At 48.2% G+C, this 26,862-nt stretch carries 21 protein-coding genes; 13 read left to right on the forward strand and 8 right to left on the reverse strand.

Annotation, left to right across the window (positions count from 1 at the left end; translation table 11 throughout):
- The first annotated feature begins 21 nt into the window (after positions 1-21).
- The 7 genes from BUB52_RS00120 (at position 22) to rodA (ending at position 9,688) form a co-directional block, all read left to right on the forward strand.
- A complete protein-coding gene (locus tag BUB52_RS00120; RefSeq protein ID WP_009122850.1) occupies positions 22-2,058 on the forward strand; it encodes a M13 family metallopeptidase in 2,037 nt (678 codons plus the stop codon).
- A 222-nt stretch (positions 2,059-2,280) separates the two neighbouring features.
- Positions 2,281-3,804 (forward strand): bifunctional phosphoribosylaminoimidazolecarboxamide formyltransferase/IMP cyclohydrolase, encoded by a 1,524-nt coding sequence (purH, locus tag BUB52_RS00125; protein WP_009122851.1) that lies wholly within the window; start codon positions 2,281-2,283, stop codon positions 3,802-3,804.
- A gap of 114 nt (positions 3,805-3,918) precedes the next feature.
- Positions 3,919-4,941: a rod shape-determining protein gene (locus BUB52_RS00130; RefSeq protein ID WP_004288960.1), complete on the forward strand. Its 1,023-nt coding sequence runs from the start codon at positions 3,919-3,921 to the stop codon at positions 4,939-4,941.
- Between the two features lie 2 nt (positions 4,942-4,943).
- Positions 4,944-5,786: a rod shape-determining protein MreC gene (gene mreC, locus BUB52_RS00135; protein WP_009122852.1), complete on the forward strand. Its 843-nt coding sequence runs from the start codon at positions 4,944-4,946 to the stop codon at positions 5,784-5,786.
- Positions 5,783-6,283: a rod shape-determining protein MreD gene (mreD, locus tag BUB52_RS00140; RefSeq protein ID WP_009122853.1), complete on the forward strand. Its 501-nt coding sequence runs from the start codon at positions 5,783-5,785 to the stop codon at positions 6,281-6,283. Before mreC ends, mreD begins: the two co-directional genes overlap by 4 nt.
- Positions 6,284-6,338: 55 nt before the next feature.
- A complete protein-coding gene (mrdA, locus tag BUB52_RS00145) occupies positions 6,339-8,204 on the forward strand; it encodes a penicillin-binding protein 2 (RefSeq protein WP_009122854.1) in 1,866 nt (621 codons plus the stop codon).
- A gap of 26 nt (positions 8,205-8,230) precedes the next feature.
- Positions 8,231-9,688 (forward strand): rod shape-determining protein RodA, encoded by a 1,458-nt coding sequence (gene rodA / locus BUB52_RS00150; protein ID WP_009122855.1) that lies wholly within the window; start codon positions 8,231-8,233, stop codon positions 9,686-9,688.
- 2 nt (positions 9,689-9,690) lie between these two features.
- Here rodA and BUB52_RS00155 read toward each other — a convergent pair whose 3' ends face one another.
- The 6 genes from BUB52_RS00155 to BUB52_RS00180 form a co-directional block, all read right to left on the reverse strand.
- A complete protein-coding gene (locus BUB52_RS00155; protein WP_009122856.1) occupies positions 9,691-10,176 on the reverse strand; it encodes a gliding motility lipoprotein GldH in 486 nt (161 codons plus the stop codon).
- Positions 10,154-11,503, reverse strand: a complete 1,350-nt coding sequence (locus BUB52_RS00160) for a PSP1 domain-containing protein (protein ID WP_009122857.1) — start codon at positions 11,501-11,503, stop codon at positions 10,154-10,156. Before BUB52_RS00160 ends, BUB52_RS00155 begins: the two co-directional genes overlap by 23 nt.
- A gap of 102 nt (positions 11,504-11,605) precedes the next feature.
- The gene (locus BUB52_RS00165) at positions 11,606-12,730 is read right to left on the reverse strand and encodes a DNA polymerase III subunit (RefSeq protein ID WP_009122858.1); all 1,125 of its coding nucleotides are present in this window, start codon (positions 12,728-12,730) and stop codon (positions 11,606-11,608) included.
- A 15-nt stretch (positions 12,731-12,745) separates the two neighbouring features.
- The gene (metF, locus tag BUB52_RS00170; RefSeq protein ID WP_009122859.1) at positions 12,746-13,699 is read right to left on the reverse strand and encodes a methylenetetrahydrofolate reductase [NAD(P)H]; all 954 of its coding nucleotides are present in this window, start codon (positions 13,697-13,699) and stop codon (positions 12,746-12,748) included.
- A gap of 90 nt (positions 13,700-13,789) precedes the next feature.
- Positions 13,790-15,703, reverse strand: coding sequence for a fimbrillin family protein (locus BUB52_RS00175; protein WP_009122860.1), 1,914 nt, complete (start codon positions 15,701-15,703; stop codon positions 13,790-13,792).
- 369 nt (positions 15,704-16,072) lie between these two features.
- Positions 16,073-16,891 carry a KilA-N domain-containing protein gene (locus tag BUB52_RS00180; protein WP_039951045.1) on the reverse strand — a complete coding sequence of 273 codons (819 nt, stop codon included), beginning with the start codon at positions 16,889-16,891 and terminating at the stop codon, positions 16,073-16,075.
- Between the two features lie 219 nt (positions 16,892-17,110).
- Here BUB52_RS00180 and metA point away from each other — a divergent pair, with 219 nt between their 5' ends.
- The 4 genes from metA (at position 17,111) to BUB52_RS15680 (ending at position 21,318) form a co-directional block, all read left to right on the forward strand.
- Positions 17,111-18,028 (forward strand): homoserine O-acetyltransferase MetA, encoded by a 918-nt coding sequence (metA, locus tag BUB52_RS00185; protein ID WP_009122864.1) that lies wholly within the window; start codon positions 17,111-17,113, stop codon positions 18,026-18,028.
- A gap of 1 nt (position 18,029) precedes the next feature.
- A complete protein-coding gene (locus BUB52_RS00190; RefSeq protein ID WP_009122865.1) occupies positions 18,030-19,889 on the forward strand; it encodes a peptidase U32 family protein in 1,860 nt (619 codons plus the stop codon).
- 183 nt (positions 19,890-20,072) lie between these two features.
- Complete coding sequence (locus BUB52_RS00195) at positions 20,073-21,119, forward strand: hypothetical protein (protein ID WP_039951046.1); 1,047 nt, start codon at positions 20,073-20,075, stop codon at positions 21,117-21,119.
- Positions 21,112-21,318: a hypothetical protein gene (locus tag BUB52_RS15680; RefSeq protein WP_157183393.1), complete on the forward strand. Its 207-nt coding sequence runs from the start codon at positions 21,112-21,114 to the stop codon at positions 21,316-21,318. Before BUB52_RS00195 ends, BUB52_RS15680 begins: the two co-directional genes overlap by 8 nt.
- A gap of 66 nt (positions 21,319-21,384) precedes the next feature.
- On the opposite strand, the gene BUB52_RS00205 is transcribed toward BUB52_RS15680, so the two are convergent.
- Positions 21,385-23,859, reverse strand: coding sequence for a TonB-dependent receptor (locus tag BUB52_RS00205; protein ID WP_009122868.1), 2,475 nt, complete (start codon positions 23,857-23,859; stop codon positions 21,385-21,387).
- 88 nt (positions 23,860-23,947) lie between these two features.
- Entirely contained in the window at positions 23,948-24,568 is a 621-nt protein-coding gene (locus tag BUB52_RS00210; RefSeq protein WP_039951145.1) for a response regulator transcription factor, read from the reverse strand.
- A gap of 142 nt (positions 24,569-24,710) precedes the next feature.
- Here BUB52_RS00210 and lpdA point away from each other — a divergent pair, with 142 nt between their 5' ends.
- Positions 24,711-26,060, forward strand: coding sequence for a dihydrolipoyl dehydrogenase (gene lpdA / locus BUB52_RS00215; protein ID WP_009122870.1), 1,350 nt, complete (start codon positions 24,711-24,713; stop codon positions 26,058-26,060).
- A complete protein-coding gene (locus BUB52_RS00220; RefSeq protein ID WP_009122871.1) occupies positions 26,057-26,809 on the forward strand; it encodes a lipoate--protein ligase family protein in 753 nt (250 codons plus the stop codon). The genes lpdA and BUB52_RS00220 overlap by 4 nt, the downstream gene beginning before the upstream one ends.
- Positions 26,810-26,862 lie beyond the last annotated feature (53 nt).

The following is a 26,862-nucleotide window of genomic DNA, read 5'->3' on the forward strand; positions in this document are numbered from 1 at the left end:
TAACATTTATTTTATATAAGTATGAGAGTATTTCATTTTTTACCCATTGCAGCATTTTGCCTGATGGCAGGTGCTTGCGGTACTGGCAAGAACCAGGCTGAACTTACGGCCGGCATTCATCTTGCCGATCTTGACACAACGGCTTTGCCCGGAACAGATTTCTACCAATACGCTTGCGGCGGTTGGATGAAGAACAATCCGATTCCTGCCGAGTACTCACAGTATGGCTCTTTTACCATTCTTGCGGAAAATAACCGTAAGCAGATTCAGGGGCTTATCGAAGAACTGGCTGCCACTCAGCATGAAGCCGGAAGTGTAGCGCAGAAAGTCGGTGATTTGTACAAAATCGTAATGGACAGTGTGAAGCTGAATAAGGATGGTATAACTCCTATTAAGGCTGAACTCGACAGGCTGGGGGCTTTAAAAGACAAAAAAGAACTTTATGCCTTGTTGGGCGAGATGCAGAAGAAAGGTATTGTTTCCTATAACGTTCTGTATGTAGGGGCGGATGAAATGAATAGTAGCATGAATGCTGTACAGACCTATCAAACGGGTCTGAGTATGGGTGAGCGTGAATACTATTTGGAAAATGATGCGGCTACCGCTAAGATTCGTGACGCTTTCCGTACGCACGTACAGAAGATGTATCAGTTGGCAGGTTTCGATGAGGCTACTGCCCAAAAAGGTGTGGATGTCGTGATGGATGTGGAAACACGTCTTGCCAAGGCTTTCCGTTCGCGTACGGAGTTGCGTGACCCGCATGCCAATTACAATAAAATGAGCATGGAAGAGTTGAAGAAAGCTTATCCTACCTTCGATTGGGACGCTTATCTTTCTGCTCTGGATTTGAAAGATGTGAAGGAAATTATCGTTGGCCAGCCTGCTTCTTTGAAAGCCGCCGCCGATATTCTGGATACTCTGCCTGTTGACGAACAAGGGCTCTACTTGCAATGGAGATTGATTGACGCCGCCGCAGGTACTTTGAATGATGCCATGGCGGAGCAGAATTTCGATTTCTACCAACGTACGATGAGTGGCACACAAGAGATGCAACCCCGTTGGAAGAGAGCTGTCGGTACTGTAAGTTCCGCTTTGGGTGAAGCCGTAGGCCAGATGTATGTAGAGAAATATTTCCCTGCCGCTGCCAAAGCACGTATGGTGACTTTAGTGAAGAATTTGCAGGAAAGCTTGGGTGAGCGCATCAAAAACCTTGCTTGGATGGGTGATTCTACAAAGGTAAAGGCGTTGGAAAAACTGGCTACTTTCCATGTGAAAATAGGTTATCCTGATACCTGGAAGGATTATTCTACACTGGAAATCAAAGATGATTCATATTGGGCGAACATGGAGCGTGCCAATGAATGGAGTCATGCGGAGATGGTGGCTAAAGCCGGCAAACCGGTGGATAAAGACGAATGGCTGATGACCCCGCAAACAGTGAACGCCTATTATAATCCTACAACGAATGAAATCTGCTTCCCTGCCGGTATTTTGCAATATCCGTTCTTCGATATGAATGCGGATGACGCTTTCAACTATGGTGCCATCGGAGTGGTGATCGGTCATGAAATGACTCATGGATTCGACGACCAGGGACGCCAATATGACAAGGACGGAAACTTGAAAGACTGGTGGACTGAAGAGGATTCCAAACGTTTCGACGAACGTGCCCAGGTTATGGTGAATGTATTCGACAGCATTGAAGTCGCTCCGGGTGTGTATGGCAATGGCCGTATGACTTTGGGAGAGAATATTGCCGACCATGGCGGCTTGCAGGTTTCTTATCAGGCATTCAAGAAAGCTACGGCCGCTAATCCGCTGCCTGTAATGGACGGTTTCACTCCCGAACAACGTTTCTTCCTTGCCTACGCGGGCGTATGGGGAAACAATATCCGTCCGGAAGAAGTGCTGAACCGTACTAAGAGCGATGTGCATGCTTTGGGTAAATGGCGTGTAAACGGCGCTTTGCCGCAAATAGGCGCTTGGTATGAAGCTTTCAATGTGACGGAAAATGATCCGATGTTTGTACCGGTAGAAAAACGGGTTTCCATCTGGTAACAGACCGGTTGCCATAAAAGATTTCAGTCCCGCTGGAGAGGTATGGATGCCTTTTCAGCGGGGCTTTTTTTATGTCATTGTGCGAAGGTGCCGGATTTAATAATAACTTCCTTTTTTAATTATACCTAATTTATTGTGTATGAATGTATGTATGAATAAACAAAATTCGTAACTTTGCACATCAAATAGTAAAATGTACGCATTACTTTAATACGCAAATCCATGTCTGAAACTAAAAGAATCAAAACAGCTCTGGTATCCGTTTACCATAAAGAAGGTTTGGACGAAATCATTACCAAACTGCATGAAGAAGGTGTAGAGTTCCTGTCAACCGGTGGAACCCGTCAATTTATCGAATCTTTGGGCTATCCCTGCAAGGCGGTGGAAGACCTTACCACATACCCTTCCATTCTGGGTGGACGTGTAAAGACTTTGCATCCGAAGATATTCGGAGGTATCCTTTGCCGCCGCGGACTGGAACAAGACATGCAGCAAATAGAAAAATATGAAATACCCGAAATAGACCTCGTAATCGTAGACTTGTATCCGTTTGAAGCGACTGTTGCAAGCGGTGCCGAAGAACCGGCTATTATCGAGAAGATCGATATAGGCGGTATCTCATTGATTCGTGCCGCAGCCAAGAATTACAATGACGTTGTTATCGTTGCTTCCCAAGCCCAGTACCAGCCGCTTCGCGATATACTGATGGAGCATGGCGCCACTACTTCGCTCGAAGAACGCCGTTGGTTTGCTAAGGAAGCCTTTGCCGTATCTTCTCATTACGATTCGGCTATCTTCAACTATTTCGATGGTGAAGAAGGGTCTGCTTTCCGTCAATCCGCCAATAACCAGAAGACTTTGCGCTATGGTGAAAACCCGCATCAGAAAGGTTATTTCTATGGAAATATCGATGCCATGTTCGACCAGATTCACGGTAAGGAAATCTCTTATAACAACTTGCTCGATATCAATGCCGCCGTTGATTTGATTGATGAATTTACGGATACGACCTTCGCTATCCTGAAGCATAACAATGCCTGCGGCTTGGCTTCACGTTCTACTGTACTGGAAGCATGGAACGATGCGCTTGCAGGTGATCCCGTATCTGCATTCGGCGGTGTGCTCATCACAAATGCCGTGATTGACAAGGCGGCTGCCGAAGAAATCAACAAGATATTCTTTGAAGTTATCATAGCTCCCGATTATGACGTGGATGCACTGGAAATTCTCGGTCAGAAGAAGAACCGTATAATTCTGGTTCGCAAGCAGGCTGCTCTGCCTAAGAAACAGTTCCGCTCTTTGTTGAATGGCGTTTTGGTTCAAGACCGTGACTTGAAGATCGAGACTTCCGAAGACTTGAAAACTGTGACGACCAAAGCTCCGACTGCACAGGAAATCGAAGATATGCTTTTCGCGAACAAGATAGTGAAGAACAGCAAGTCCAACGCTATTGTATTGGCTAAAGGCAAACAGTTGTTGGCAAGCGGTGTAGGTCAGACCAGCCGTGTGGACGCCTTGAAACAGGCCATTGAGAAGGCCAAGAACTTCGGCTTCGACTTGAACGGCGCCGTAATGGCGAGCGATGCTTTCTTCCCCTTCCCCGATTGCGTGGAAATTGCAGGTAATGAAGGCGTTAAGGCTGTAATTCAGCCGGGCGGAAGCATCAAGGATGAACTCTCGTTTGATTATTGCAACGAACATGACATTGCAATGGTGATAACAGGGTTCCGTCACTTTAAACACTAATATTAATGATGAATGAAGAACTAAGAATGAGGAATTGGCTGCGCTGTCTTTGCTTGCGTTGGTATTCCGCATAGTATTCTTAATTCTTCATTCCTAATTTTTCATTTAAGAAACATGGGATTATTCTCTTTTACACAAGAAATAGCGATGGACCTTGGCACTGCCAATACTATCATCACCACAAATGGCAAGATAGTAGTGGATGAGCCTTCGGTAGTAGCTTTGGACCGTCGTACGGACAAGATGATCGCCGTGGGTGAAAAGGCAAAGATGATGCACGAAAAGACCCACGAGAACATACGCACTATCCGTCCGCTTCGCGACGGTGTAATTGCCGACTTCTATGCTTGCGAGCAGATGATACGCGGACTTATTAAAATGGTGAACAACCGCAATCGTCTGTTCTCTCCCTCGCTCCGTATGGTAATAGGCGTTCCTTCGGGAAGTACGGAAGTAGAGCTTCGTGCCGTGCGCGACTCTGCCGAACATGCCGGCGGACGCGACGTTTACCTGATATTTGAGCCGATGGCCGCCGCTATCGGTATCGGTATCGATGTGGAAGCGCCGGAGGGTAATATGATCGTGGATATAGGTGGCGGTTCTACGGAAATCGCCGTTATCTCATTGGGCGGTATTGTTTCCAATAACTCTATCCGTATTGCCGGTGACGATTTGACTGCCGATATTCAGGAGTACATGAGCCGCCAGCACAACGTGAAGGTCAGTGAGCGTATGGCGGAACGTATCAAGATTAATGTAGGCGCAGCCTTGACCGAATTGGGTGAGGATGCTCCCGAAGATTATATCGTTCATGGCCCGAACCGTATCACGGCGCTTCCTATGGAAGTACCCGTATGCTATCAGGAAGTGGCGCACTGTCTGGAGAAGTCTATCTCTAAGATTGAGACCGCTATCTTGAGCGCATTGGAGAATACGCCGCCCGAATTGTATGCCGATATCGTGCACAACGGTATCTATCTGGCCGGTGGTGGTGCGCTGCTTCGCGGATTGGATAAACGTCTGACCGATAAAATTAACATACCGTTCCACATTGCGGAAGACCCTTTGCATGCCGTTGCCAAAGGTACGGGCATTGCATTGAAGAATGTTGACCGCTTCTCATTCCTGATGAGATAGGTATGCGAAATTTACTGAACTTTCTTATTAAATACAATTACTGGTTCCTCTTTCTTCTGTTGGAGGTTACCAGTTTTGTTTTATTGTTCCGCTTCAATCATTATCAGCAGAGTGTGTATTTCACCTCGGCAAACGGAGTGGCAGGGAAAGTTTATGAGATATCGGGAGGCATCAGTTCTTACTTCCATTTGAAATCGGTCAACGAGGATTTGCTCGACCGGAATATGTGGCTGGAACAACGGGTGGCTTTTCTTGAAAGAAGCCTGCAGGAACGAGGTCTGGACTCGGTAAAGTTATATAGCATGGCCCGTCTTGCTCCGGATGATTACCGCATATTCAAGGCGAATGTCATTAAGAACAGCCTGAACAGGGCGGATAATTACATCACATTAGACCGTGGTTCGTCAGACAGCATTCGTCCGGAGATGGGTGTAGTGGATGCAAACGGGGTAGTAGGTATCGTGTATAAGACTTCTCCCCGCTATTCGCTGGTTATTCCGTTGCTGAACAGCAAGTCGAGCATCAGTTGCAAGATTGTGGGCAGTGATTATTTCGGCTATTTAAAGTGGGAAGGCGGAGATTCGCGTTTCGCCTATCTGAAAGATTTGCCTCGTCACGCGGAATTTAACCTGGGTGATACGGTAGTGACAAGCGGTTACTCTACGGTGTTCCCCGAAGGGGTTATGGTAGGGACGGTCGATGATATGTCCGATTCTCATGACGGGCTGTCGTATCTGTTGAAGATAAAGCTGGCTACGGATTTCGGTAAAGTGAGCAATGTGCGTGTCATTTCGCGTAGCGGGCAGGAGGAACAGGACATGCTGGAAAAAGAAGGGGAAAAATGATAATCAATTATTTGCATAAGATAGGGTGGTTTATCGGTTTGGTGTTATTGCAGGTGCTGATACTGAACAATGTGCATATTGCCGGATATGCCACTCCGTTTTTATATATATATCTGATCTTGAAGTTTGAGTCGGATGTGCCCCGTAATGCATTGATGTTATGGGCTTTCTTTCTCGGGCTGGCGGTTGATGTCTTTTCCGATACTCCGGGAATGAATGCGGCGGCTACGGTGCTGTTGGCCTTTTTGCGTCCTACATTCTTACGTTTGTTCGTACCTCGCGATACGCTGGATACATTGGTTCCGGCAGTCCGTACAATGGGAATCTCTCCTTTTCTGAAATATTTGGTTGTCAGTGTCTTGGTACATCACGGGATGTTGCTTACCCTCGAATTCTTCTCCTTTGCCCACATCGGCACGTTGTTGTTGAGAATTGTAACAAGCGCTTTGCTGACTGTAACTTGTATAATGGCGGTAGAGGGTATACGGAAGAAGTAAAAAGAGGTTGCTTGGTTATGTGTATTCGTATTTATAACTCATAGGTCGCGATGGTATGAAGGATTATACGCTGGAGAAACGGAAATATGTGATAGGTATGGCGGCTGTCGTCATTGTCCTTATTTACGTGATTCGTCTGTTCGACTTGCAAATCATGACGGATGATTACAAGAAGAATGCGGACAGCAATGCTTTTTTGAATAAGATTCAATATCCTTCGCGCGGCGCTATCTACGATCGTAACGGTAAACTGCTGGTTTTTAACCAGCCTGCATACGACATCACGTTCGTGCCTCGCGAAGTGACACAGCTTGACACGCTGGATTTTTGTCGTGCGTTGAACATCACGCTCGAGCAGTTTCAGAAGCGGATGAAGGATGTAAAGAACCGTTGGATGAATCCCGGTTATTCCAAATATACGCATCAGGTGTTTATGACACAACTTTCGGCAGAAGAGTGCGGTGTATTTCAGGAGAAACTATTCAAGTTTCCCGGCTTCTACATCCAACGGCGTACTATCCGGCAGTATACCTATGATGCCGCCGGACATGCGTTGGGAGACATAGGCGAAGTGTCAAAGAAAGATATTGAAGCGGATAATTACTATATCCGGGGAGACTATATAGGCAAGCAAGGTATCGAGAAATCTTACGAAAAGTATCTTCGTGGTGAAAAGGGGGTGGAGATTCTGCTTCGTGATGCGCATGGACGCATCCAGGGACATTACATGGATGGGAAGCTCGACCGCCCCTCCGTGCCCGGCAAGAACCTGACTTTAGGTATCGATATTGAATTGCAGAGGCTGGGCGAACGTTTGTTGCAACATAAAATCGGAGCTATTGTAGCCATTGAGCCGGCTACGGGAGAGATACTTTGCATGGTTTCTTCTCCTACTTTCGATCCTCACCTGATGATTGGACGCCAGCGTGGAAAGAACCACCGGATGTTGCAAAGAGACAAACGGAAGCCTTTGCTGAACCGCGCAATCATGGGAGCATATCCACCGGGCTCTACTTTTAAGACTGCGCAGGCCTTGACATTCTTGCAGGAAGGAATCATTCACGAGGATTATCCGACTTTTCCCTGTGCACACGGATTCAATTATGGAAGCTTACATGTGGGATGTCACGGACATGGTTCTCCATTGCCGCTGATTCCGGCCATAGCAACTTCATGTAACTCTTACTTTTGCTGGGGACTGTTCCGGATGTTCAGCGACAAGAAGTACGGCTCTCCTCAAAATGCCATAACGGTATGGAAAGACCATATGGTTTCCCAAGGATTCGGCTATCGTCTCGGTACCGACCTTCCCGGAGAGCAACGCGGTTTGATTCCTAATGCGAAGTTCTATGATAAGGCATATCGTGGTTCCTGGAACGGGCTTACGGTTATCAGTATCGCCATCGGGCAGGGGGAGATTCTTGCCACTCCGTTGCAGATAGCCAATTTAGGCGCGACCATTGCCAATCGGGGACATTTCATAACCCCGCACATTGTAAAGGAAATACAAGATAATGAACTGGACAGCATCTATCGTATTCCACGTGTCACTTCGGTTGACCGGGAATATTACGATGAGGTCGTGGAAGGCATGCGTGCCGCTGTTACAGGAAGTACGGGTAGTGCGACTTGTCGTATGGTAGGTACAATGCTGCCGGGTGTGGAGGCATGCGGTAAAACCGGTACGGCACAGAACCGGGGTAGAGACCATTCGGTATTCATGGGATTCGCTCCGATGAACGACCCGAAGATTGCGATTGCGGTGTATGTGGAAAACGGCGGTTTCGGTGCGACTTACGGTGTTCCTATCGGTGCAATGATGATGGATCAGTATTTGCATGGCAAGTTATCACCGGAGAACGAGATACGTGCGGAGGAGTTCAGTAACCGTATCATTTTGTACGGAGACGAGGAAAGGTAGTAAACAGTCAAACATTAGCGGTATAAATGGTAAGAAGAGACAATATATGGAAATCATTGGATTGGGTGACGATTGTAATCTACCTGATGTTGATTGTATTCGGCTGGTTCAGCGTTTGCGGGGCAAGTTACGACTATGGTGACCGTGATTTTCTTGATTTCTCCACTCGTGCGGGCAAGCAGTTCATGTGGATTGTCTGTTCATTCGGATTGGGATTCATCTTGCTGATGCTGGAAGATACGCTCTATGATATGTTTTCCTACATTATATATATAGGGCTCATTCTCTTATTGGTTGTAACCATCTTTATCGCTCCTGATACCAAAGGTTCGCGTTCATGGCTTATTTTAGGGCCTGTCAGTCTGCAGCCGGCCGAATTTGCCAAATTTGCCACGGCATTGGCATTGGCTAAGTATATGAGCGCCTACTCGTTTACCATAAAAAGCTGGAAGAATGCGTTGATGCTGGCTTTCCTTATCCTTTTGCCGATGATGCTGATTATCCTTCAGAGGGAAACGGGTTCGGCATTGGTTTATACGGCTTTCTTTTTGATGCTTTATCGTGAAGGCATGCCCGGGGTGGTACTCTTTTCAGGTATTTGCGCTGTGGTATATTTTGTGGTGGGAATTCGCTTTGATCAGGTTTTCATAGCGGATACTCCAACGCCTATCGGAGAGTTTGCAGTATTGTCGATGGTTTTGCTCTTTGCCGGTGGAATGGTATGGGTGTATAAGAAGAAATGGGAGCCTGTCCGTAATATCATCGGTGGTTCTTTTGTCGTGTTGCTTATTGCTTATCTGGTTTCGGAGTATATGACTCCCTTTAATCTGGTATGGGTGCAATGGGGATTATGCGTAGTCGTAACCTGTTATTTATTCTTTCTTGCTTTGAGCGAACGTCATTGGAGCTATTTTCTTATCGGATTGTTTGCCATAGGCTCGATAGGTTTTCTCTATTCCAGCGACTATTTCTTCAATAAAGTATTGGAACCTCACCAGCAGATTCGTATCAAGGTTGTGTTGGGTATGGAAGAGGACTTGGCGGGAGCGGGCTATAACGTAAATCAGTCGAAGATTGCCATCGGGTCGGGTGGCCTGACCGGAAAAGGCTTTTTGAACGGCACGCAGACTAAGCTTAAATATGTCCCCGAACAGGATACGGACTTCATTTTCTGTACCGTAGGCGAAGAAGAAGGCTTTATCGGTTCAACGATTGTGTTACTTTTGTTTCTGACCCTGATACTTCGTCTGATTGCATTGGCAGAACGGCAGCAGTCCGCGTTTGGCAGGGTATACGGATATTCGGTGCTGAGCATCTTTTTGTTTCACCTTTTTATAAATATCGGTATGGTGCTTGGCCTGACACCCGTAATCGGTATTCCGCTGCCTTTCTTCAGCTATGGCGGTTCTTCGTTATGGGGCTTTACAATACTGTTGTTTATATTCCTGCGTATCGATGCGGGGAGAAACAGGAGGCTGGTATAATGTTATCTTTGCAATTTGACTCCGACATCATTGATGCCGGGCAGAATATCGTCAGGCAATGTATAAGCTACTTTGAAAAGATAATCGCCGGGTTTCTCTATTTTGATGCTTCCGGCGGGAAACGCGGACTGATATAAACCGCCCCAACCATCTCCTTTCCATATTCCTTCTTTGTCGGCTAAGACGGCTGTCAGCGTGTCTGCCTGTAACTTTTTAGATTCAGGGCTGTCATAGCAAACGGATAAGTTTATGTTTTGATAAGGGTAGGTGTTACGGTTTCGGATTTCCACAGTCAGCTTGTAGTAAGTTTGCGAGTCGGGTACGGCGACCTTGAAGAACAGTGTGTCCTGCCGTTTCCAACCCGCTTGCGGAATGGATTGGAACGCGTGATATACAGTCTGTTTATCGCAAGCGCCTGATGCGCTTACGATAAACAGAAGTATGATATATCTCAGAAACTTTATCTTATTCTTGAGCGGGTTTGTCATTTTGAACAGGTTTATCTCCCTGAGGTTTGGGTCTGTTGTTGTGAGGACGTTTACGATTGTTGTTATTCCGTTGTGAGCGTCTTTCATCTCCTTGCGGTCGTTTTTCGTCTCCCTGCTGTCTGGGTTGCTCTTGTTGTTGCGGAGCGGCAGACTGTTCACCGCCTTGCGGTCGGTTATTGGGGCTCTTTTTTCTCTTTTTATTCCGGTTACCGCCATTGTTTCCGTTACCGTTTCCATTGTTATTGCCGTCTCCGCCGTTTTTGTTCTTACGGTTGCGGTCGAAACGGGTCAGACTTTCCTGTTCCAATAAGTCTACCGGTTTCTTAGGCTCGGCGCGGTGTGTCTCTTCCAATAGGTTTTCCGGCTTGATACCTCTCTTGTTCAGACCGATAACTTCAAAAGCCCGTCTGCCACTGATGGTAACCAGATTGGCCGGAATATTCTTGTCTGTGGAGTAAGTTATCTGATTGTTGAGAATATCGGCTTTGAAGAAATAGAATACGCCGTCTTTGGTTTCCAATTCGATTTCTTTGGAAGGCAGGCGTTTTTGCGCTTCTACGTAGCAGTCCACTTCGTAGTTGAGGCAGCATTTCAGTTTGGCGCATTGTCCGGCAAGCTTTTGCGGGTTCAGTGAGATGTCTTGAAAACGGGCGGCGCTGGTTGAAACGGAAACAAAAGACGTCATCCAGGTAGCGCAGCACAGCTCACGGCCGCAAGGTCCGATACCGCCGATACGTCCGGCCTCTTGACGTGCACCGATCTGTTTCATCTCGATACGTACATGGAAAGCGTCGGCAAGCACTTTAATCAGCTGGCGAAAGTCTACGCGTTCATCGGCAATGTAGTAGAAGATCGCTTTGTTGCCGTCTCCCTGATATTCCACATCTCCGATTTTCATGTTGAGGTTGAGGTCAAGAGCTATCTGGCGGGCACGAATCATCGTACTGTGTTCGCGCGCTTTCGCTTCATTATACTTCTCCATATCCACCTGCTTGGCTTTGCGGTAGATACGTTTGATATCTGCTTCCGACTTGATGTTTGCTCTACGCATTTGTAGCGGAACAAGCCGTCCCGTAAGGGTTACTACGCCTATATCATGCCCGGGAGTAGCTTCTACGGCCACTATATCACCTTTTTCCAAAGGAATTTTGTTGCTGTTGCGGAAATAGCCCTTACGGGTATTCTTGAACTGAACTTCCACCATGTCCGATTCTTCGGCATTGCCCGGAATATCGGCGAGCCAGTCGTAGGTGTTCAGCTGTTTGTCTTGCCTGCCGCAGCTTTTGCAGCAGAGACTACCGCTTCCGTTATGTAGTTTAAATTCCATTTCTTTATTTTATTTACGATTCAAATGCTCTTTATATTTATTCTCTTATCTTATTGTTTTATCATCCTGTCATCCGGAAATATCTTCCGATGATATTTTTTCTTACTGCTTCAACAGAACAATCATTTTCAGTGAAAAATCAAAGAATACCATACGGGCATTCACATTCTGTTCGATATGAACCTGCGCTTCACTGAGCTCATCCATGATGCCCATAACATTCCGCTCATTGACGAACGGGGCGAATCGGGTTGCGAAGTTCTGTTCGGGTAGCGTCATATAATTCATCTCTTTCCGATGCAGGTTATAGATGAAGTTTTCCCGTATCATGCGCTGGCAATATTCCAGGAAATTCTTTTGGCGTTCGCGTCCCATGACTGCCAGCTGTTCGCTCCATTGCTTCATTTCCCGTATTTTCCGTTGATAGGAGAGACGCATTAATTTGACGAACAATTCAAAAAAGAGTTCGTTCTCTTCATTCAGGTGGATGGTTTCCAGCGCCTTGATGAAGTTCCCGTTCGCCAGATGCGCAATGGTCTGGCTGTCCACCGGTTGTACGCCGTATTTTTGTTGCAGTGCGTTTGCTATGCTCGCTTCTTCTATTTTGCGGATATTGAAACGTTGCGTACGGCTGAGTATCGTGGATAATATCATTTCGGGGGCTTCCGAAACCAAAAGGAAGATTGTTTTCTCTGGCGGTTCTTCCAACAGTTTCAATAGCTTATTGGCGCAGACCTCGTGCAGCTTTTCCGGCAGCCATACAATGGTTACCTTATAGCCGCCTTCACTGGATTTCAAGCTGAGTTTACGGGTGATTTCATCGCTTTCCTTTGCGTAGATAATCGCTTGTCCGTTCTCTGCTCCCATTTCGTTCAGCCAGTGATTCAATGAGAAGTAGGGGTTGTTCAGAACGAAACGTCTCCAGTCTGCTATGTAGTCGTCGCAGACTTCTTTCTTCCCTTTGGCGCTTTTCACAATGGGAAATACGAAGTGTACGTCCGGATGCACCAGTTTATTCCACTTCACGCACGAAGGACACGTGCCGCAGGCATCGGTTTCAGTACGGTTCGGGCAACAGATGTAACGGGCATACGCCATAGCCAGCGGAAGTTTGCCTACTCCCGCCGGTCCGCAGAACAATTGCGCATGGGGAATGCGTCCTTCCTGCACTTCTTGTATCAATCGCTGTTTGGCTGCGTCCTGGCCGATTACATCTTTAAAAAACACGGTACCGCTATTTGGTTAATAAATCTGTTTGGCTACTTCTCTAATGCTGTCTACCGCGCCTATGGAGTAGAAATGGATACTGGGAATACGATGTTCCATCAATTCCCTGCATTGCTGTACGCACCATTCGATACCCACTTGTTGCGCTTCGGCGTCATTTTTGCATTTCAAGACTTCCTTTGTCAGTTCTTCGGGTAAGTCCACTTTGAATGTTTTGGGTATCATGCTGAGCTGTGACAGCTTCTTGAATGGCTTGATGCCCGGTATGATGGGGATGGTAACCCCGGCTTTGCGGGCGCGTTCTACGAAATCGAAATATTTCCGGTTGTCATAGAATAATTGGGTAACGGCATATTCCGCTCCGGTCTCCATTTTCTTCTTCAGCCAGTAAATGTCCGTATCGATATTGGGAGCTTCTTCGTGCTTCTCCGGATAACAGGCCACTCCGTATGAGAAAGGAGTATTGGTGACTTTCATTTCGGAACCGTCTACAAAGATACCCTTATTGAATTGGTTAATCTGCTCTTGCAATTCGATGGCGTGATGATAACCGTTGCCTTCGGGTGTAAAGGCGGATTCGTGCTTCGCCTTGTCTCCGCGCAACACCAAAAGGTCTGTGATATTCAGAAATTGCAGGTCGAGCAATACGTACTCGGTATCTTCACGGCTGAAACCGCTGCAAAGAATATGCGGCACTACCGTTATATTGTATTTGTTCTGGATGGCTGCCGCCACGGATACGGTTCCCGGACGGCGACGAAGCCGGTTGCGTTGAAACAGTCCGTTGCCGAGGTCTTTGTACACGTACTCGCTGCGGTGTGTGGTTATATTGATGTATTTAGGGTCGAATTCCCGTAATGTATCTATCGTTTCGTACAACTTTTCGATGCCTGTACCTTTCAGAGGGGGCAATATCTCAAAAGAAAAAGCTGTTTTTTCGTTACTGTTTATCAGATCGATTACTCTCATTTCTTCTTCGTTGTCTTTGTCTAATTAGCAGAATCCTGCACATTGGGAACAAAAATACGAAAAAGAAATGAGAAATGCCCGCCGGGCAGGCTATTCTTTTATGCAGCGAACGGAAAACGCATTATAATAATCTTTGCCTTCCGGTTTGACGGCATTCTTTAAAGCGATGTCGTTATTGCCGTTCGTAAACATTACGACCGTATCCAATTGCTTTTGTGTACTGTTGTACACCCAGTAGGCGGTAGATGAATTTGCGTTTACCAAGGTTGTTTTGTTTTCTCTTTCCAGAAGCAGTCCTCTGGGCTGAATACCGAATCCGGTTTCATTGGTTGCGGAATAAACGTCGGAGCTCCATGCGTCCGCCTTTTTTAGTGCGGAAGCATTCTCCCCCACGTATTCTTTCAACCTGCTCCAATCATTTGGAGCAGGCAGTTTCCAATCCAGCGGAGCCAGCTTCTCGGTCAGGACTGCTTCACCGTTATAAAAGCAGGCGTCACAATCGGCCCATTTGAAGTAACTTTCGCCTCCACCAAGGGTTTTTCCGAGAGGCATGCTTCTGCTATCGTTATAATAGACGGCTTGTAAATCTTCTTTCATCCAATACTGTGTACCTATTTTCACGATAGGATAGGTTTGTAAAATCCCGTTTCGTATATCTCTGATCACATAACTGCTGACGTTGATAGCCAGCGTTGCAGCGGCAGGTTTTTCAGTGACTATCTTTTTGCTTGCGTCTATATAGAACTTTTCGATAGGTTGGGAGTGCCCGGAGGTGTAGGCCAGTGAGTTTTCCGATTCATTCCAGCTCACCCTGCCGCCGTGTATCATGGCGGTCTTGTCCGGCAGTTGTAAAACGATACCGTTCATTAAGTCCGTCCGCTCATTGTCTTGTACGGGATAGACTACAATCGCTTTGGAATCGACAGCATCGGCAGCGGTTGCGTAAAGGTACTCCCGGCATACTTCTGCCACGGGCTTTCCCTGATGATATATTCTGTAAACGTCGGATGTTTTGAATGACAGTGAGGCTGTATGGATGGCGGTGATGTCATATCTGTTTTCGCTCTCTCCTTGCTCGCTGAATCCCCATTCCTTGATGCCGGCGATAACTCCGGTCAGGGTTTCGCTTGTACTTTGCAGCGCGTTGATACGAATTTCCAATTCCGTATCCTCCTTGATGGCTGCCGACGGGAGAGAGCAGATATAGATTTTGCCGTTCCATTCCAATGTAAAAGCCTGTCCGCTGTCGGAATGTGTCTGCGGAATAACGATAAACTCCTTACCGGATAAAGAGTTACCCTCTTTCTTCCACGTGCCGAAAGGAATAATATCCATTTCGCTGGCATCATCGATATCGGATAATTTATCTGATTGCAGGTCGTATACGGCTTGCGTTTTGAATCCCGTAGCTATGATTCTGGGATTGGCTTTGAGCATATCGTCTGCATCTTCGCCCTCTTTGGGCGTAAGGACTAACTTTATTTTCGCAAACTGGTGCTTATATTCCAGTTTTACGGTTTTCTCGCTGTTGGATACATCCTCGATACGGGCGGTCATGAAATTGGAGAGGCTGTAGTCGGCGGCTTTACTCTGGTCGGTTTGGACAGCAACGTTCAGTAAGGAACTTCCTTTGGAGACACTTGCGGTCTGATACGGATAATAACTGATGAAATCCAGTGTGGCATCACCTTCCGGATAGTATACTTCTTTCTTGGGTATCAGCTTACTGCCTTCACCGCATTCCAGCAGCAGGTTGTCAATATATCGTTGCTTATCCAAAGAGTTGCCCGTCAGCATGGCGAAGACTCCGGTTCTGTCTCCGATTTCAAAAGTGCTTTTGGCTGCTTTGGTGGTAGTTTTACTTGTTTTGACGGAAAAGGAAATCGGGATATTACCTTCCTTGATTTCATCGTCTATCTTGTTGACGCAAGAGGCTATTAATAAGGCTATAATCAGATATAGTACATTATTTATCCTCTTGAAAGCGTTTTTCATTATACTCATGTTACAGTAGTTTTGTAAGACGAAAAAACTTCGTCTTTGGTTCGTACTCAAAAGCTTATGTGTTATTGATATATCAGATTGGGCAGAACCACAAATGTTATGAGAAAGTTATTTACGCTTCCGGATTTCTATTGTTGGCTGTCACGCTTGATAGCCCGGTACTTTTCTTCTTCTTTTTATATCTCTATAAGACAAGGGTACAAAAGTATACTAAATCTTTGGAATAATCACAAAAACAGCCGTTCAATTTAAAGTATATACACTGCGTTATTACAAATTTGAGTAATATGCAGCAAGGTGGATTGAATTTTTGCTACCTCAAAAAAACAGGTTACGTGAAGTATATTCCTAACCTAATCCCATAACTCTTTATTCCAATAACCTATGGTTATTATTATCGCCATTTCCCAATATGTTCATTTGATGAATCGCTATTTGGTTTAGCTTGACAAGACGTTCCCTTTGTGTCATACCCTGCTCGATAAAAACGGCATTCAGGTTTTCCATGTTCGACAGGCAGATCAGTTCATTGACAGTAGCATAATCACGAATATTACCTTTTAGGTCAGGATTTGTTTCCCGCCATTGTTTTGCTGTCATACCGAACATGGCTACATTCAACACGTCGGCTTCATTGGCATAAATAATACTTGCTTGCGCCGGTGTGACTTCCGGTGGAATAAGGTTTTGTTTTATGGCATCAGTATGTATGCGATAGTTGATTTTCGACAGCTCACGTTTTACCGACCAACCGAGTTGACGTTGTTCTTCAGTCTTTAATCGTTGAAATTCCTCGATAAGGTAGAGCTTGAAAGGTACGCTGATTGCGGAACCGAATTCAAAAGCGATATCCTTATGGGCGTACGTTCCGCCATAACGCCCCTTCTTTACGATGATACCGATGGCATTGGTGCGTTCTATCCATTCGGAAGCACTTAGTACAAAAGACGGTAGTCCTGCGCTCTTTCTAAAGTGGTCGAATTCGACCACTTTAAAATTAGGATTATGGATGACTTCCCATGTGCCAAGAAATTCAATCGTATAACGGCTTCTTATCCAGTTCTTAATCACATCCGCCGCTCTGCTGTCCCCCTCTTTGGCAGAAGCCATGTCGGTAAGAGATATATAATCTTGTTCTTCAAAATTAAGAACGGTAATCAGCGTGTCTTGAACGATAATTTTCGCCATTATGTAATCGATGCTTTGAGTTTCGGTCACAAAGGTACTATAATTCACAAGATTATCCCCTTTCCAATGAACTATTTGCAAAAATATGGTATGGAGATTCCGATAAAGGATATAATTCAACAAAAACTTCCGCAATTTATTTATATCGCTCTGATTTTTTATCTAACTTTACACGCTAAAATCGTAAACAGTAATTAGTTAAACCATAGAACAGAGCTTATGCCTTTAAATTTACCCGATAAACTTCCCGCGATAGAGCTGCTGAAAGAGGAAAACATCTTCGTTATCGATAATTCACGTGCCACCCAACAGGACATTCGTCCGTTGCGGATTGTCATATTGAATCTGATGCCGTTAAAGATTACGACGGAAACCGATTTGGTGCGTTTGCTGTCCAATACTCCGTTGCAGGTGGAGATTTCGTTTATGAAAATCAAGAGCCATACCTCAAAGAATACTCCGATAGAGCATATGAAAACTTTCTACACGGATTTTGAGAAGATGCGTGACGAGAAGTATGACGGCATGATTATCACCGGCGCTCCTGTGGAACAGATGGATTTTGAGGAAGTGACCTATTGGGACGAGATTACCGAGATTTTCGATTGGGCGCGTACGCATGTCACGTCCACCCTTTATATCTGTTGGGCGGCGCAAGCCGGACTTTACCATCATTACGGAGTGCCCAAATACTCGTTGGACGCAAAGATGTTCGGTATATTCGAGCATCGTACGCTGCAACCTCTCTATCCCATTTTCCGTGGTTTTGACGATGTGTTCCATGTGCCCCACAGCCGCCATACGGAAGTTCGCAAGGAAGATATTCTGAAAGTTCCCGAACTGACACTGCTCTCGGAGTCGAGAGACGCGGGAGTCTACATGGTGATGGCGCGTAACGGACGTGAGTTTTTCGTAACCGGTCATTCCGAATACTCCCCGCTGACGCTCGATACGGAGTACCGTCGCGACTTGGATAAGGGGTTGCCCATCGAGATGCCCCGCAATTACTATGTGGATGATAATCCGGACAAAGGCGTATTGGTGCGTTGGCGCGCGCATGCCAACCTGTTGTTTTCCAACTGGCTGAACTACTTTGTATATCAGGAAACCCCGTTCAACATTGAAGATATCAAATAGTATGATAAAGCAACGGAAAATAGAGCTGTTGGCGCCCGCCAAGAATCTGGAGTGCGGCATTGAAGCCGTCAATCATGGTGCGGATGCGGTATATATAGGCGCTCCGAAGTTCGGCGCACGTGCTGCGGCGGTTAATTCGCTGGAAGACATTGCCGCTTTGACGGCATACGCCCATTTATACAATGTACGTATCTATGTCACGGTAAATACCATTCTGAAAGAAGAAGAACTGGCGGAAACGGAAAAGATGATTTGGGAATTGTACCGTATCGGTGTAGATGCGCTGATTGTGCAGGACATGGGCATTACCCGTCTGAACCTGCCGCCCATACCGTTGCATGGCAGTACGCAGATGGACAACCGTACGCCGGAGAAAGTTCGTTTCCTGGCGGATGCGGGCTTTCGCCAAGTGGTGCTGGCGCGCGAGCTTTCATTGCAGGAGATACGCAATATCCATGAGGCCTGTCCGGAGACGCCTTTGGAAGTCTTTGTACATGGCGCGCTTTGTGTAAGTTATAGCGGACAGTGCTACGTCAGTCAGGCATGCTTTGGCAGAAGCGCCAACCGGGGAGAATGCGCCCAGTTCTGCCGCCTGCCGTTCAGTCTGGTGGATGCGGACGGAAAAACCATCGTCCGCGACAAGCACCTGCTCTCTTTGAAAGACTTGAACCAAAGTGAAGTGCTGGAAGACCTGCTGGATGCCGGCGCTTCTTCCCTGAAAATAGAGGGGCGGTTGAAAGACGTTTCTTACGTGAAGAATGTCACAGCCACTTACCGTCAGAAACTGGATGCTGTCTTTGCTCGCCGCAAGGAGTATGTACGCGCTTCCTCGGGCATTTGCCGTTTCGGTTTCAAGCCACAATTGGACAAGAGTTTCAGCCGCGGCTTCACCCATTACTTTCTGCAAGGCCGCGACCGGGAAATATCCTCTTTCGATACGCCGAAATCCTTGGGCGAGGAGATGGGAACGATGAAAGAGCAGCGTGGCAACTACCTTACCGTGGCCGGAGTGAAACCCTTCCATAACGGAGACGGTGTTTGCTTTCTCGACGAACAGGGACGTTTGCAAGGTTTCCGCATCAATCGGGTGGACGGCAATAAATTGTATCCGGCAGGCGATATGCCCCGCATCAAACCGCGCACCCGTCTTTACCGTAATTTCGACCAGGACTTTGAGCGCGTCCTGGCCCGTAAGTCCGCCGAGCGTAAAATCGGCATAAAATGGGAACTGGCAGATACCCTTTCGGGCTTTGCGCTGACCGCCGAGGACGAGGACGACAATCGTATAACCTTGTCTTTCCCCTCTTCAAAAGAGCTTGCGCGTACTCCGCAACAGGACAACCTGCGAACTCAGCTCGGTAAATTGGGAAATACTCCTTTCGAGGTACGGGACAGTGCCCCGGAAGCGGCTCCCGCCATTGCAATCAACCTGTCGCAGAACTGGTTCATACCCGCCTCGGTGATAGCCGACTGGCGCCGCCAAGCGATAGACAGGCTGATTGCCGCCCGTCGTATTACTTACCGCCGTGAGTTGCACGTGTGGAAACCTACCCGCCACCGTTTCCCGATAACGTCCCTGACCTATTTGGGTAATGTGATGAATACTGCCGCCCGCGGCTTTTATCAGGCTCACGGGGTAGCTTCCATAGAACCGGCTTACGAGAAACAGGCCGTGCCCGAAGCCGTACTTATGTTCTGCAAACATTGCCTGCGTTATAGCATGGGCTGGTGTCCTACGCATCAAAAGGGACAGTCCCCGTACCGGGAACCTTATTATCTGGTAGGAACGGACGGCAAACGCTTCCGTCTCGCCTTTGACTGCAAGAACTGCCAGATGAAAGTAAGTGAAGAGAAAGTATGAAGTATAAAATATAAGGTATACAGTATAAGTAAATGCATATAATCAGCTTATACTATCAGCCATCCGGAGCGAAGCGAAGAATCTCTTCCCTCTATACATCTAAAAAAAGAGTATTCTCTCCGCTCTGAATGACAGACTGTACAAGACGATTCAGAATAGGATGATTACGAATGAGTATCGGAAATGTGTAATATGAAGAAAGAGGAAGTAAACATAAGTAGCTGTAAACGCGACACCACCGTCCGGCGTGTGCCCCGCCCTTTATGCTTCATACCTTATACTTTATACTTCATATTTACTGTTTTTATTCTTACGTCCTGCCATTACCCCCGTCCCGACTTGGAAAACGGAAAACTGGGAGCAAAGACCCGCGATTCGCTGGCCTATCTGTATGAGCGTCATTATACGTGGAATACGAACTTGGAGGTACAGGATGATTCGGTGACGATAGCCTGTCTGCCTGTAAAGGATTGTTACAACACGCTGTACAAAGGGGACAGGGTGGTAGTGGCGGAGTTTGCCATTCATCCCGCGGACAGCGTGGATAGCGTATGGGTGAAACTCGCCCATTCTCAGGAAGTGCAGGGCTGGCTTCGGGAAAAGGATATGATGCGGGCTTTTGTTCCTACGGATAGTATCTCCCAGGCTATTTACCTGTTCAGCGATACGCATGCGTCCTATTTCATTGTTATTTTCGCCTTGTTCGTGGCGGTATGGCTGTTTCGTGCGTTCCGGCGCAGGCAGTTGCAAATGGTCTGCTTCAATGATATAGACAGTGTATATCCGTTGCTGCTATGTCTGTTGCTGGCGTTCAGCGCCACCGTGTACGAGTCTATGCAGGTATTTGTGCCGGAGACGTGGCAGCATTTTTATTTCAATCCTACGCTATCGCCGTTTAAAGTACCGTTCGTGCTTTCTGTGTTCCTTATGAGCCTTTGGTTGTTTGTCATTGTGCTGCTGGCGGTGCTTGACGATTTGTTCCGTCTGCTGAGTCCGGCGGCGGCAGTGTTCTATCTGTTGGGGCTGGCCTCTTGTTGCATCTTCTGTTATTTCTTCTTTATATTGACTACCCAGATATATATCGGCTATTTGTTTATCGCCGTATTTGTGTGGGTATTCCTCAGGAAACTGCGTTCGTCACTGGCTGCATCCCGCTATCGCTGCGGCAATTGCGGACAGAAGATAGGGGCGAAAGGAATTTGTCCGCATTGCGGGGCAATCAATGAATAAGTATTTCATCGGTATCGGCGGTTGGTACATTCCGTTCCAAAGGCGGGTATGTTGTCTACCAACGGCCGGTATTCCATGTACCAACGGCTGGTACTCCGCATACCAAAGCGTGGTACCTCATGTACCAATGTGTGGTACTTCCCGTACCAACGGTTGGTATTTCGCGTACCAAAGCATGGTATTACTTTGGTACACGTAACCTGTTTATGGTAAGTGGCTTGCGAAACCTGTTCGCAGGCTTGCCGAAAACGTTCGGTTTCATTTGCTAAAATCTGCAGCGCAGCTCGATTCCCGCCTGGATGGGGCGTCCTTTCTGCATGAACCCGTTGCCCATGCTCTCAAAGTAGAAAGCGGCATAATCCTTGTCCAGCGCGTTACGCACCCAGAAATCTATCTGTCCGCGGCCTTTCTGTAAACTGACACGTCCGTTCAGCGTACCGTAGAACGACTGGCTGACGGTATTTTCTTCCGTCCAGTAGACGCGTCCTGCACCGGTATAGCCGGCATTCAGTTGGATGCGGTCCAGCCAATATCCCGGATTGATGCGGAAAATGTACTGCCCGCCTACGGTCAGCGTATGTTTGGGGACGAAAGGTACGTAGTGGCCGTTGTAGCTGATTTCCTGAAGTCGGCCGTTGACGCGGGCGTTGGTTACGTAATCCTTGAAGGTGGCGTACGTATAGCCGTAGCTGGTGTTCAGCGTGAAGTCGGTGGTGATGGCGGCAGCCAGAGCCAGTTCGGCGCCGAGGCTGCGGCTCTTGCCCGCGTTGACCGTCTCGCGTCCCAAGCCGCTCGCTCCCGCGAAACGTGAGATTTGCTGGTCGCGCGTCTCCAGCCAGAAGAGTGCGGCGTCGGTGCGCAGACGGTTATTGAAAAGGTTCAGGTGGGCTCCGATTTCATAGTTCCAGGTTTGCTCCGGCTTGTACTCGGTGGCGGAGCGGGCGTCGGGGTTCTCGCCTGCATCGGGGAACTTTTCGCTGATAAAATCTTTGTAAGATGCGCCGGGGGAGTTTTCTATGGCTTTCAGTACTTCTTCTTTCGTCTGTCGCTTCATGTCGTTTTGCAGGCTGGACTGCAACAGGTCGGAGAACATCTGGATGTTATATCCGCCCGAACGGTAGCCCTTGCTTACGGTTGCGTAAACGTTGCCCAGATTGTCTTTGAAATCGTATTGAAGGGCAAACTTAGGCAACAGTTGCAGGTAATCCTTATCGATGGAACCCCGGTAGCGTGACTGTACGGTGAGCGCCGTTTCGGGCATCATCGGTATTTCTTTGATAACCTGTCCGCCCCGTACCATTTCTCCCTTGATACCTACCGTATAGTCCATTGCGGTACCGGAGTCGTAGTTCATCTTCATCTTCTCGTAGTCCAGACGCAATCCGGCTGTGAAGGATAATCCCGTCAGACCGAATAAGTCCCGGAAAGTGGATTGGTGGAACAGCGCTCCGTTGAGAAGCGGCGTGTCGAAATTGCCGTTAATGAGCAGATTGCCGCTGCCGAGTTGCAAGGACGGCAGGATATTGAGTCCCATGCCCGGCATCATGGTAACTTCTATTTTGGAAGGGATTACACTGCCCAGCATCTGCCCCAGCATATTCATGCCGTCTTCTCTGAAGGTCACCGGTGCGTCGGTTGTCAGCCATTGGTAGAAGCCGAATACACCCGTGGCCCATTGCCAGCGGCCGTTACCTTTGCTTTTCATCACAATCTCTTCGCTCAGGGTATGGATGCGCTGCTTTTGTTCCAGCGTATAAATATCTTTTGCGGTGAAATCCTGGTCGATGAACATGCGGTCTTTCAGGAACTGATAACCCGTTACGGCGCTCAGGGTGAAGCGCTGCGCCTGGTATTCGAGGTTCAGCCCTGTATTCAGCAGATTGCGGTAGTAACTGCTTTCGCGGTTGTTGGAGATTGTACCGATATAGGATTTCATGTCTTCGCTTTGGGCGGCGGGATTGACGCTGCCTGTATAATAGTACGGATAGCCGCCCTGGTCGCTGTATTCGTAGCTTATGTTCAAGTCCGCTTTCCAGTTCTCGGAAGGCAGGTAGATGCCGCGGAAGCGTCCTCCGGCCGACTGCCCTTTATCTATTTTCTTATTGTTCAGCGCCGCGTTGCGGAAGAAACCGCCTTCGTAGTCATAGAAGCCGCCGGTGGAGAAAGCGAAACGCTCGGACACCCGGTGGTAATGCGTCAGCGAAGTGTTGTAGGCATTGTGCGTGCCCGCGCCCATGCGGAAGTCTGTGCCCTGATAGGAGAAAGGCGATTTGGTGTGAATCTTAATCAGCCCGCCCATCGCGTTGCGTCCGTACAGGGTTCCTTGCGGGCCGCGCAATACGTCGATGCGTTCGATGTCGGAGTAGTCGAAGTCGAAAGCGGATTTGTCGATGTAGGGGATGTTGTCCACATACAGTCCGATGGACGGCGTGTTGATGCGCGAGCCGATGCCTCGGATGTAAACGGCGGAAGTCAGGCGTGAGCCGTAGTCGGGGATGAACATGTTGGGAACAAGTCCTGTCAGGTTCTTGATGGAGCCCACCCGGGCAGCCTGCATGTCTTCCTGCGAAAGCAGGGTGACGGCCGTGGGCAGCTCGCGCAACTTGCGGTTTTCTTTGGGCGCTGCGATGACGAGGATTTCTTCAACGTCCACTACTTTCAGGGTGTCCAGGTCTTCTGCAAGCGCATTGCCGGCAGTGAGGAGCATCAGAATCAGGGTGATAATCTTATATTGTTTCATAACTGGTTTTATTTCGGCTGCAAAGTAACGCGAAATCTCCAGTCCGTGCAATCCTAATTTATGAGGATTATGAGGGGGAAGCGCTTTATTATATCCCGTCGGCGTCAATGTAGCCGTGCATCACGGCGTAAATGGTCAGTCCCGATACGGACTTGATGCCCAGCTTCTCCACGATGTTCTTGCGGTGGGTGATGACGGTGGTGAGGCTGATGTTCAGTTTGTCGGCAATCTCTTTGTTGATGAGCCCTTTGGTGATGAGTACCAGCACTTCTATTTCGCGGGCGGACAGGTCGTGGTCGTCGGCGCCGTTGGCGGCATGGGGCGGCATGGAGGAGCGGGAGCCGTCCGGTTGCTTGCCCGGATGCCCGTGGTGATGGCCGTACCGGTGCAGTTGGAGAATATCTTTGATGAGGCTTTTCTCGTCCTGATAGATGTTCAGGGTGGGTACTCCCGATAGCTGGGGCTGGTTGTCGCCGCCTGCCAGTACGATGGTTTTGGGTTTGCGGGGCAGGAAGAAAGAGGTATGCTCGAAGTATATCCGGGAAGAGATGAAGTAATGGGCGTACATGTCGGGCGTGTCGTCCATGAGTTCGGCGAAAGAACGGAACACGCGGATGGTGGCCATCGGGATAATCTCTTCCAGAAGGTTCTGCAATCCCAAAGAGGTCAGTGTGTTGGGAGCGACGATTGCTATTTCGGGAGTTGTCATAAAGATACAGGGTTTGCCCGCAAAAGTACGGATTATTTTTGTATCATCCTTATAATGCGGGGAAATGAATTTCGCCCGAATGCAGAACTCTGTCACTCTCTTATTTGTTAGTAGTTTATAACTAACTTAAAACCTTAACGTTATGAGATATGATATAGCCATTATCGGCGGCGGGCCTGCCGGATATACAGCGGCCGAGAGAGCGGCTGCCGGCGGTTTGAAGACCGTCTTGTTTGAGAAGAAAGCCATTGGCGGCGTGTGCCTGAATGAAGGATGTATTCCAACAAAGACACTGTTGTATTCCGCCAAGCTGTGGGATACTATGAAAGGCGCCGCCAAATACGGTATAACCGTTCCCGATGCGGCGGCTTTCGATATGGGAAAGATAATCGACCGCAAAGACAAAGTTGTAAAGAAACTGACGGGCGGCGTGAAGATGACAGTCGGCTCGTATGGTGTCGCCATAGTGGAGCGGGAAGCCGTGATAGCGGGTGAGGAGAACGGAATGTTCCGCATCGTGTCGGGCGGTGAAACCTACGAAGCAACCTATCTGCTGGTGTGTACCGGTTCCGATACGGTTGTCCCGCCGATACCCGGTTTGTCCGATACGGATTACTGGACTTCCAAAGAAGCGCTCGAGAGCAAGGAGCTCCCCCAATCGCTGGTTATCATCGGCGGCGGCGTTATCGGCATGGAGTTCGCCTCTTTCTTCAACAGTATGGGGGTGAAGGTGAGCGTTGTGGAGATGATGCCCGAGATACTGGGGGCGATGGACAAGGAAACGAGCGGCATGCTGCGTGCGGAATATCTGAAACGGGGCGTGAACTTCTATCTGAATACGAAAGTAACGGCGGTGTCCCAAGAGGGGGTGACTGTCGAAAAGGACGGCAAGGCTTCCCTGATAGAGGCCGGAAGAGTTTTGGTAAGCGTAGGCCGTAAGGCGAATCTTGATAAGGCGGGATTGGACAAACTGGATATCGAGTTGCTGCGCAACGGCGTGAAGGTGGATGAGCATATGCAAACGTCCCATCCCCGCGTTTACGCCTGCGGCGATATAACGGGGCGCTCCATGCTGGCGCACACCGCGATTCGTGAGAGTGAAGTGGCGGTTAACCATATTCTGGGAGTAGAGGATATGATGAACTACGACTGCATACCGGGTGTGGTCTATACCAATCCGGAAGTCGCCGGAGTGGGGAAGACCGAAGAAGAACTGAAAGCCGCCGGCACCGGCTATCACATACAGAAGCTGCCTATGGCGTATTCCGGACGTTTCGTTGCCGAAAACGAATTGGGAAACGGGCTGTGCAAACTGGTACTGGACGATGACGAACGGATTATCGGCTGCCACCTGCTGGGCAATCCGGCATCGGAGATGGTCGTAGTGGCGGGCATTGCCGTTCAGCACGGCTATACGGTGGAGGAGTTTCAAAAGAGCGTATTCCCGCATCCTACGGTGGGAGAGATATTTCACGAAACACTGTTTGCATGACATCCTGCATAGATAACCGCTGTACGGATGTGTATTTCAATCTGGCGGCGGAAGAGTACCTTCTCAAGAAAAAGAAAGATAATTTCTTTATGGTGTGGCAGTCCGCCCCTTCTGTGGTGATAGGCAAGCACCAGAGTGTACGGAAGGAAACGGATGAGGCGTATCTGCGCGCGAACGATATCGCGTTGGCGCGCCGTTTTTCCGGTGGCGGGGCTGTGTACCACGATGAGGGTAACCTCAATCTGAGCTTTATAGAAACGGTGGAGCGTCCCGACTTTGAGTACTACCTGCGGCAGACCGTGGATTTCCTTGAAACCCTCGGCATTGTGGCGTATACCGACAAGCGGATGGGTATCTATGTAGACGGGCGGAAAGTGTCGGGCAGTGCGCAGTGCATCCATAAGAACAGGGTGATGTATCATTGTACTTTATTGTATTCCACCAACTTGCAGGCGCTGGACGCCGCATTATGCGGAAAGGGCGGTGACGGGGATTTATTGCCCGGTTCACGCGTGCTGCGTGCCGTTCCGTCTGTGAGAAGTACGGTGACGAATATCAGTGAGCATCTGTCGCCCGTCCTGCCTCTGAGACGCTTCGCCCGTCTGCTGTTTCACTTCTTCTTTGAGAAGGGAGACAGCCGTATCTATCGTTTCACTCCCGGGGATTTGAAGGAGATTGAACGGCTGAAGGCCGAAAAATACGCCTGCGGGGAGTGGATATACGATAAGGCCGTATCGGTTTCGGTGTGAGGTAAACTTTACTTCCGGGCGATTTGTTTACATAATAAGAACTAATAACCTAA

This window comes from Bacteroides clarus YIT 12056, assembly GCF_900129655.1.
Taxonomy (GTDB): Bacteria; Bacteroidota; Bacteroidia; order Bacteroidales; family Bacteroidaceae; genus Bacteroides; species Bacteroides clarus.

Excerpts from the sequence above, each read along its gene's own strand:
- BUB52_RS00120 (WP_009122850.1), top strand. The coding sequence starts at position 22 with ATGAGAGTATTTCATTTTTTACCCATTGCAGCATTTTGCCTGATGGCA.
- purH (WP_009122851.1), top strand. The coding sequence starts at position 2,281 with ATGTCTGAAACTAAAAGAATCAAAACAGCTCTGGTATCCGTTTACCAT.
- BUB52_RS00130 (WP_004288960.1), top strand. The coding sequence starts at position 3,919 with ATGGGATTATTCTCTTTTACACAAGAAATAGCGATGGACCTTGGCACT.
- mreC (WP_009122852.1), top strand. The coding sequence starts at position 4,944 with ATGCGAAATTTACTGAACTTTCTTATTAAATACAATTACTGGTTCCTC.
- mreD (WP_009122853.1), top strand. The coding sequence starts at position 5,783 with ATGATAATCAATTATTTGCATAAGATAGGGTGGTTTATCGGTTTGGTG.
- mrdA (WP_009122854.1), top strand. The coding sequence starts at position 6,339 with ATGAAGGATTATACGCTGGAGAAACGGAAATATGTGATAGGTATGGCG.
- rodA (WP_009122855.1), top strand. The coding sequence starts at position 8,231 with ATGGTAAGAAGAGACAATATATGGAAATCATTGGATTGGGTGACGATT.
- BUB52_RS00155 (WP_009122856.1), bottom strand. The coding sequence starts at position 10,176 with ATGACAAACCCGCTCAAGAATAAGATAAAGTTTCTGAGATATATCATA.
- BUB52_RS00160 (WP_009122857.1), bottom strand. The coding sequence starts at position 11,503 with ATGGAATTTAAACTACATAACGGAAGCGGTAGTCTCTGCTGCAAAAGC.
- metF (WP_009122859.1), bottom strand. The coding sequence starts at position 13,699 with ATGAGAGTAATCGATCTGATAAACAGTAACGAAAAAACAGCTTTTTCT.
- BUB52_RS00175 (WP_009122860.1), bottom strand. The coding sequence starts at position 15,703 with ATGAGTATAATGAAAAACGCTTTCAAGAGGATAAATAATGTACTATAT.
- BUB52_RS00180 (WP_039951045.1), bottom strand. The coding sequence starts at position 16,891 with ATGGCGAAAATTATCGTTCAAGACACGCTGATTACCGTTCTTAATTTT.
- metA (WP_009122864.1), top strand. The coding sequence starts at position 17,111 with ATGCCTTTAAATTTACCCGATAAACTTCCCGCGATAGAGCTGCTGAAA.
- BUB52_RS00190 (WP_009122865.1), top strand. The coding sequence starts at position 18,030 with ATGATAAAGCAACGGAAAATAGAGCTGTTGGCGCCCGCCAAGAATCTG.
- BUB52_RS00195 (WP_039951046.1), top strand. The coding sequence starts at position 20,073 with ATGTGTAATATGAAGAAAGAGGAAGTAAACATAAGTAGCTGTAAACGC.
- BUB52_RS15680 (WP_157183393.1), top strand. The coding sequence starts at position 21,112 with ATGAATAAGTATTTCATCGGTATCGGCGGTTGGTACATTCCGTTCCAA.
- BUB52_RS00205 (WP_009122868.1), bottom strand. The coding sequence starts at position 23,859 with ATGAAACAATATAAGATTATCACCCTGATTCTGATGCTCCTCACTGCC.
- BUB52_RS00210 (WP_039951145.1), bottom strand. The coding sequence starts at position 24,568 with ATGACAACTCCCGAAATAGCAATCGTCGCTCCCAACACACTGACCTCT.
- lpdA (WP_009122870.1), top strand. The coding sequence starts at position 24,711 with ATGAGATATGATATAGCCATTATCGGCGGCGGGCCTGCCGGATATACA.
- BUB52_RS00220 (WP_009122871.1), top strand. The coding sequence starts at position 26,057 with ATGACATCCTGCATAGATAACCGCTGTACGGATGTGTATTTCAATCTG.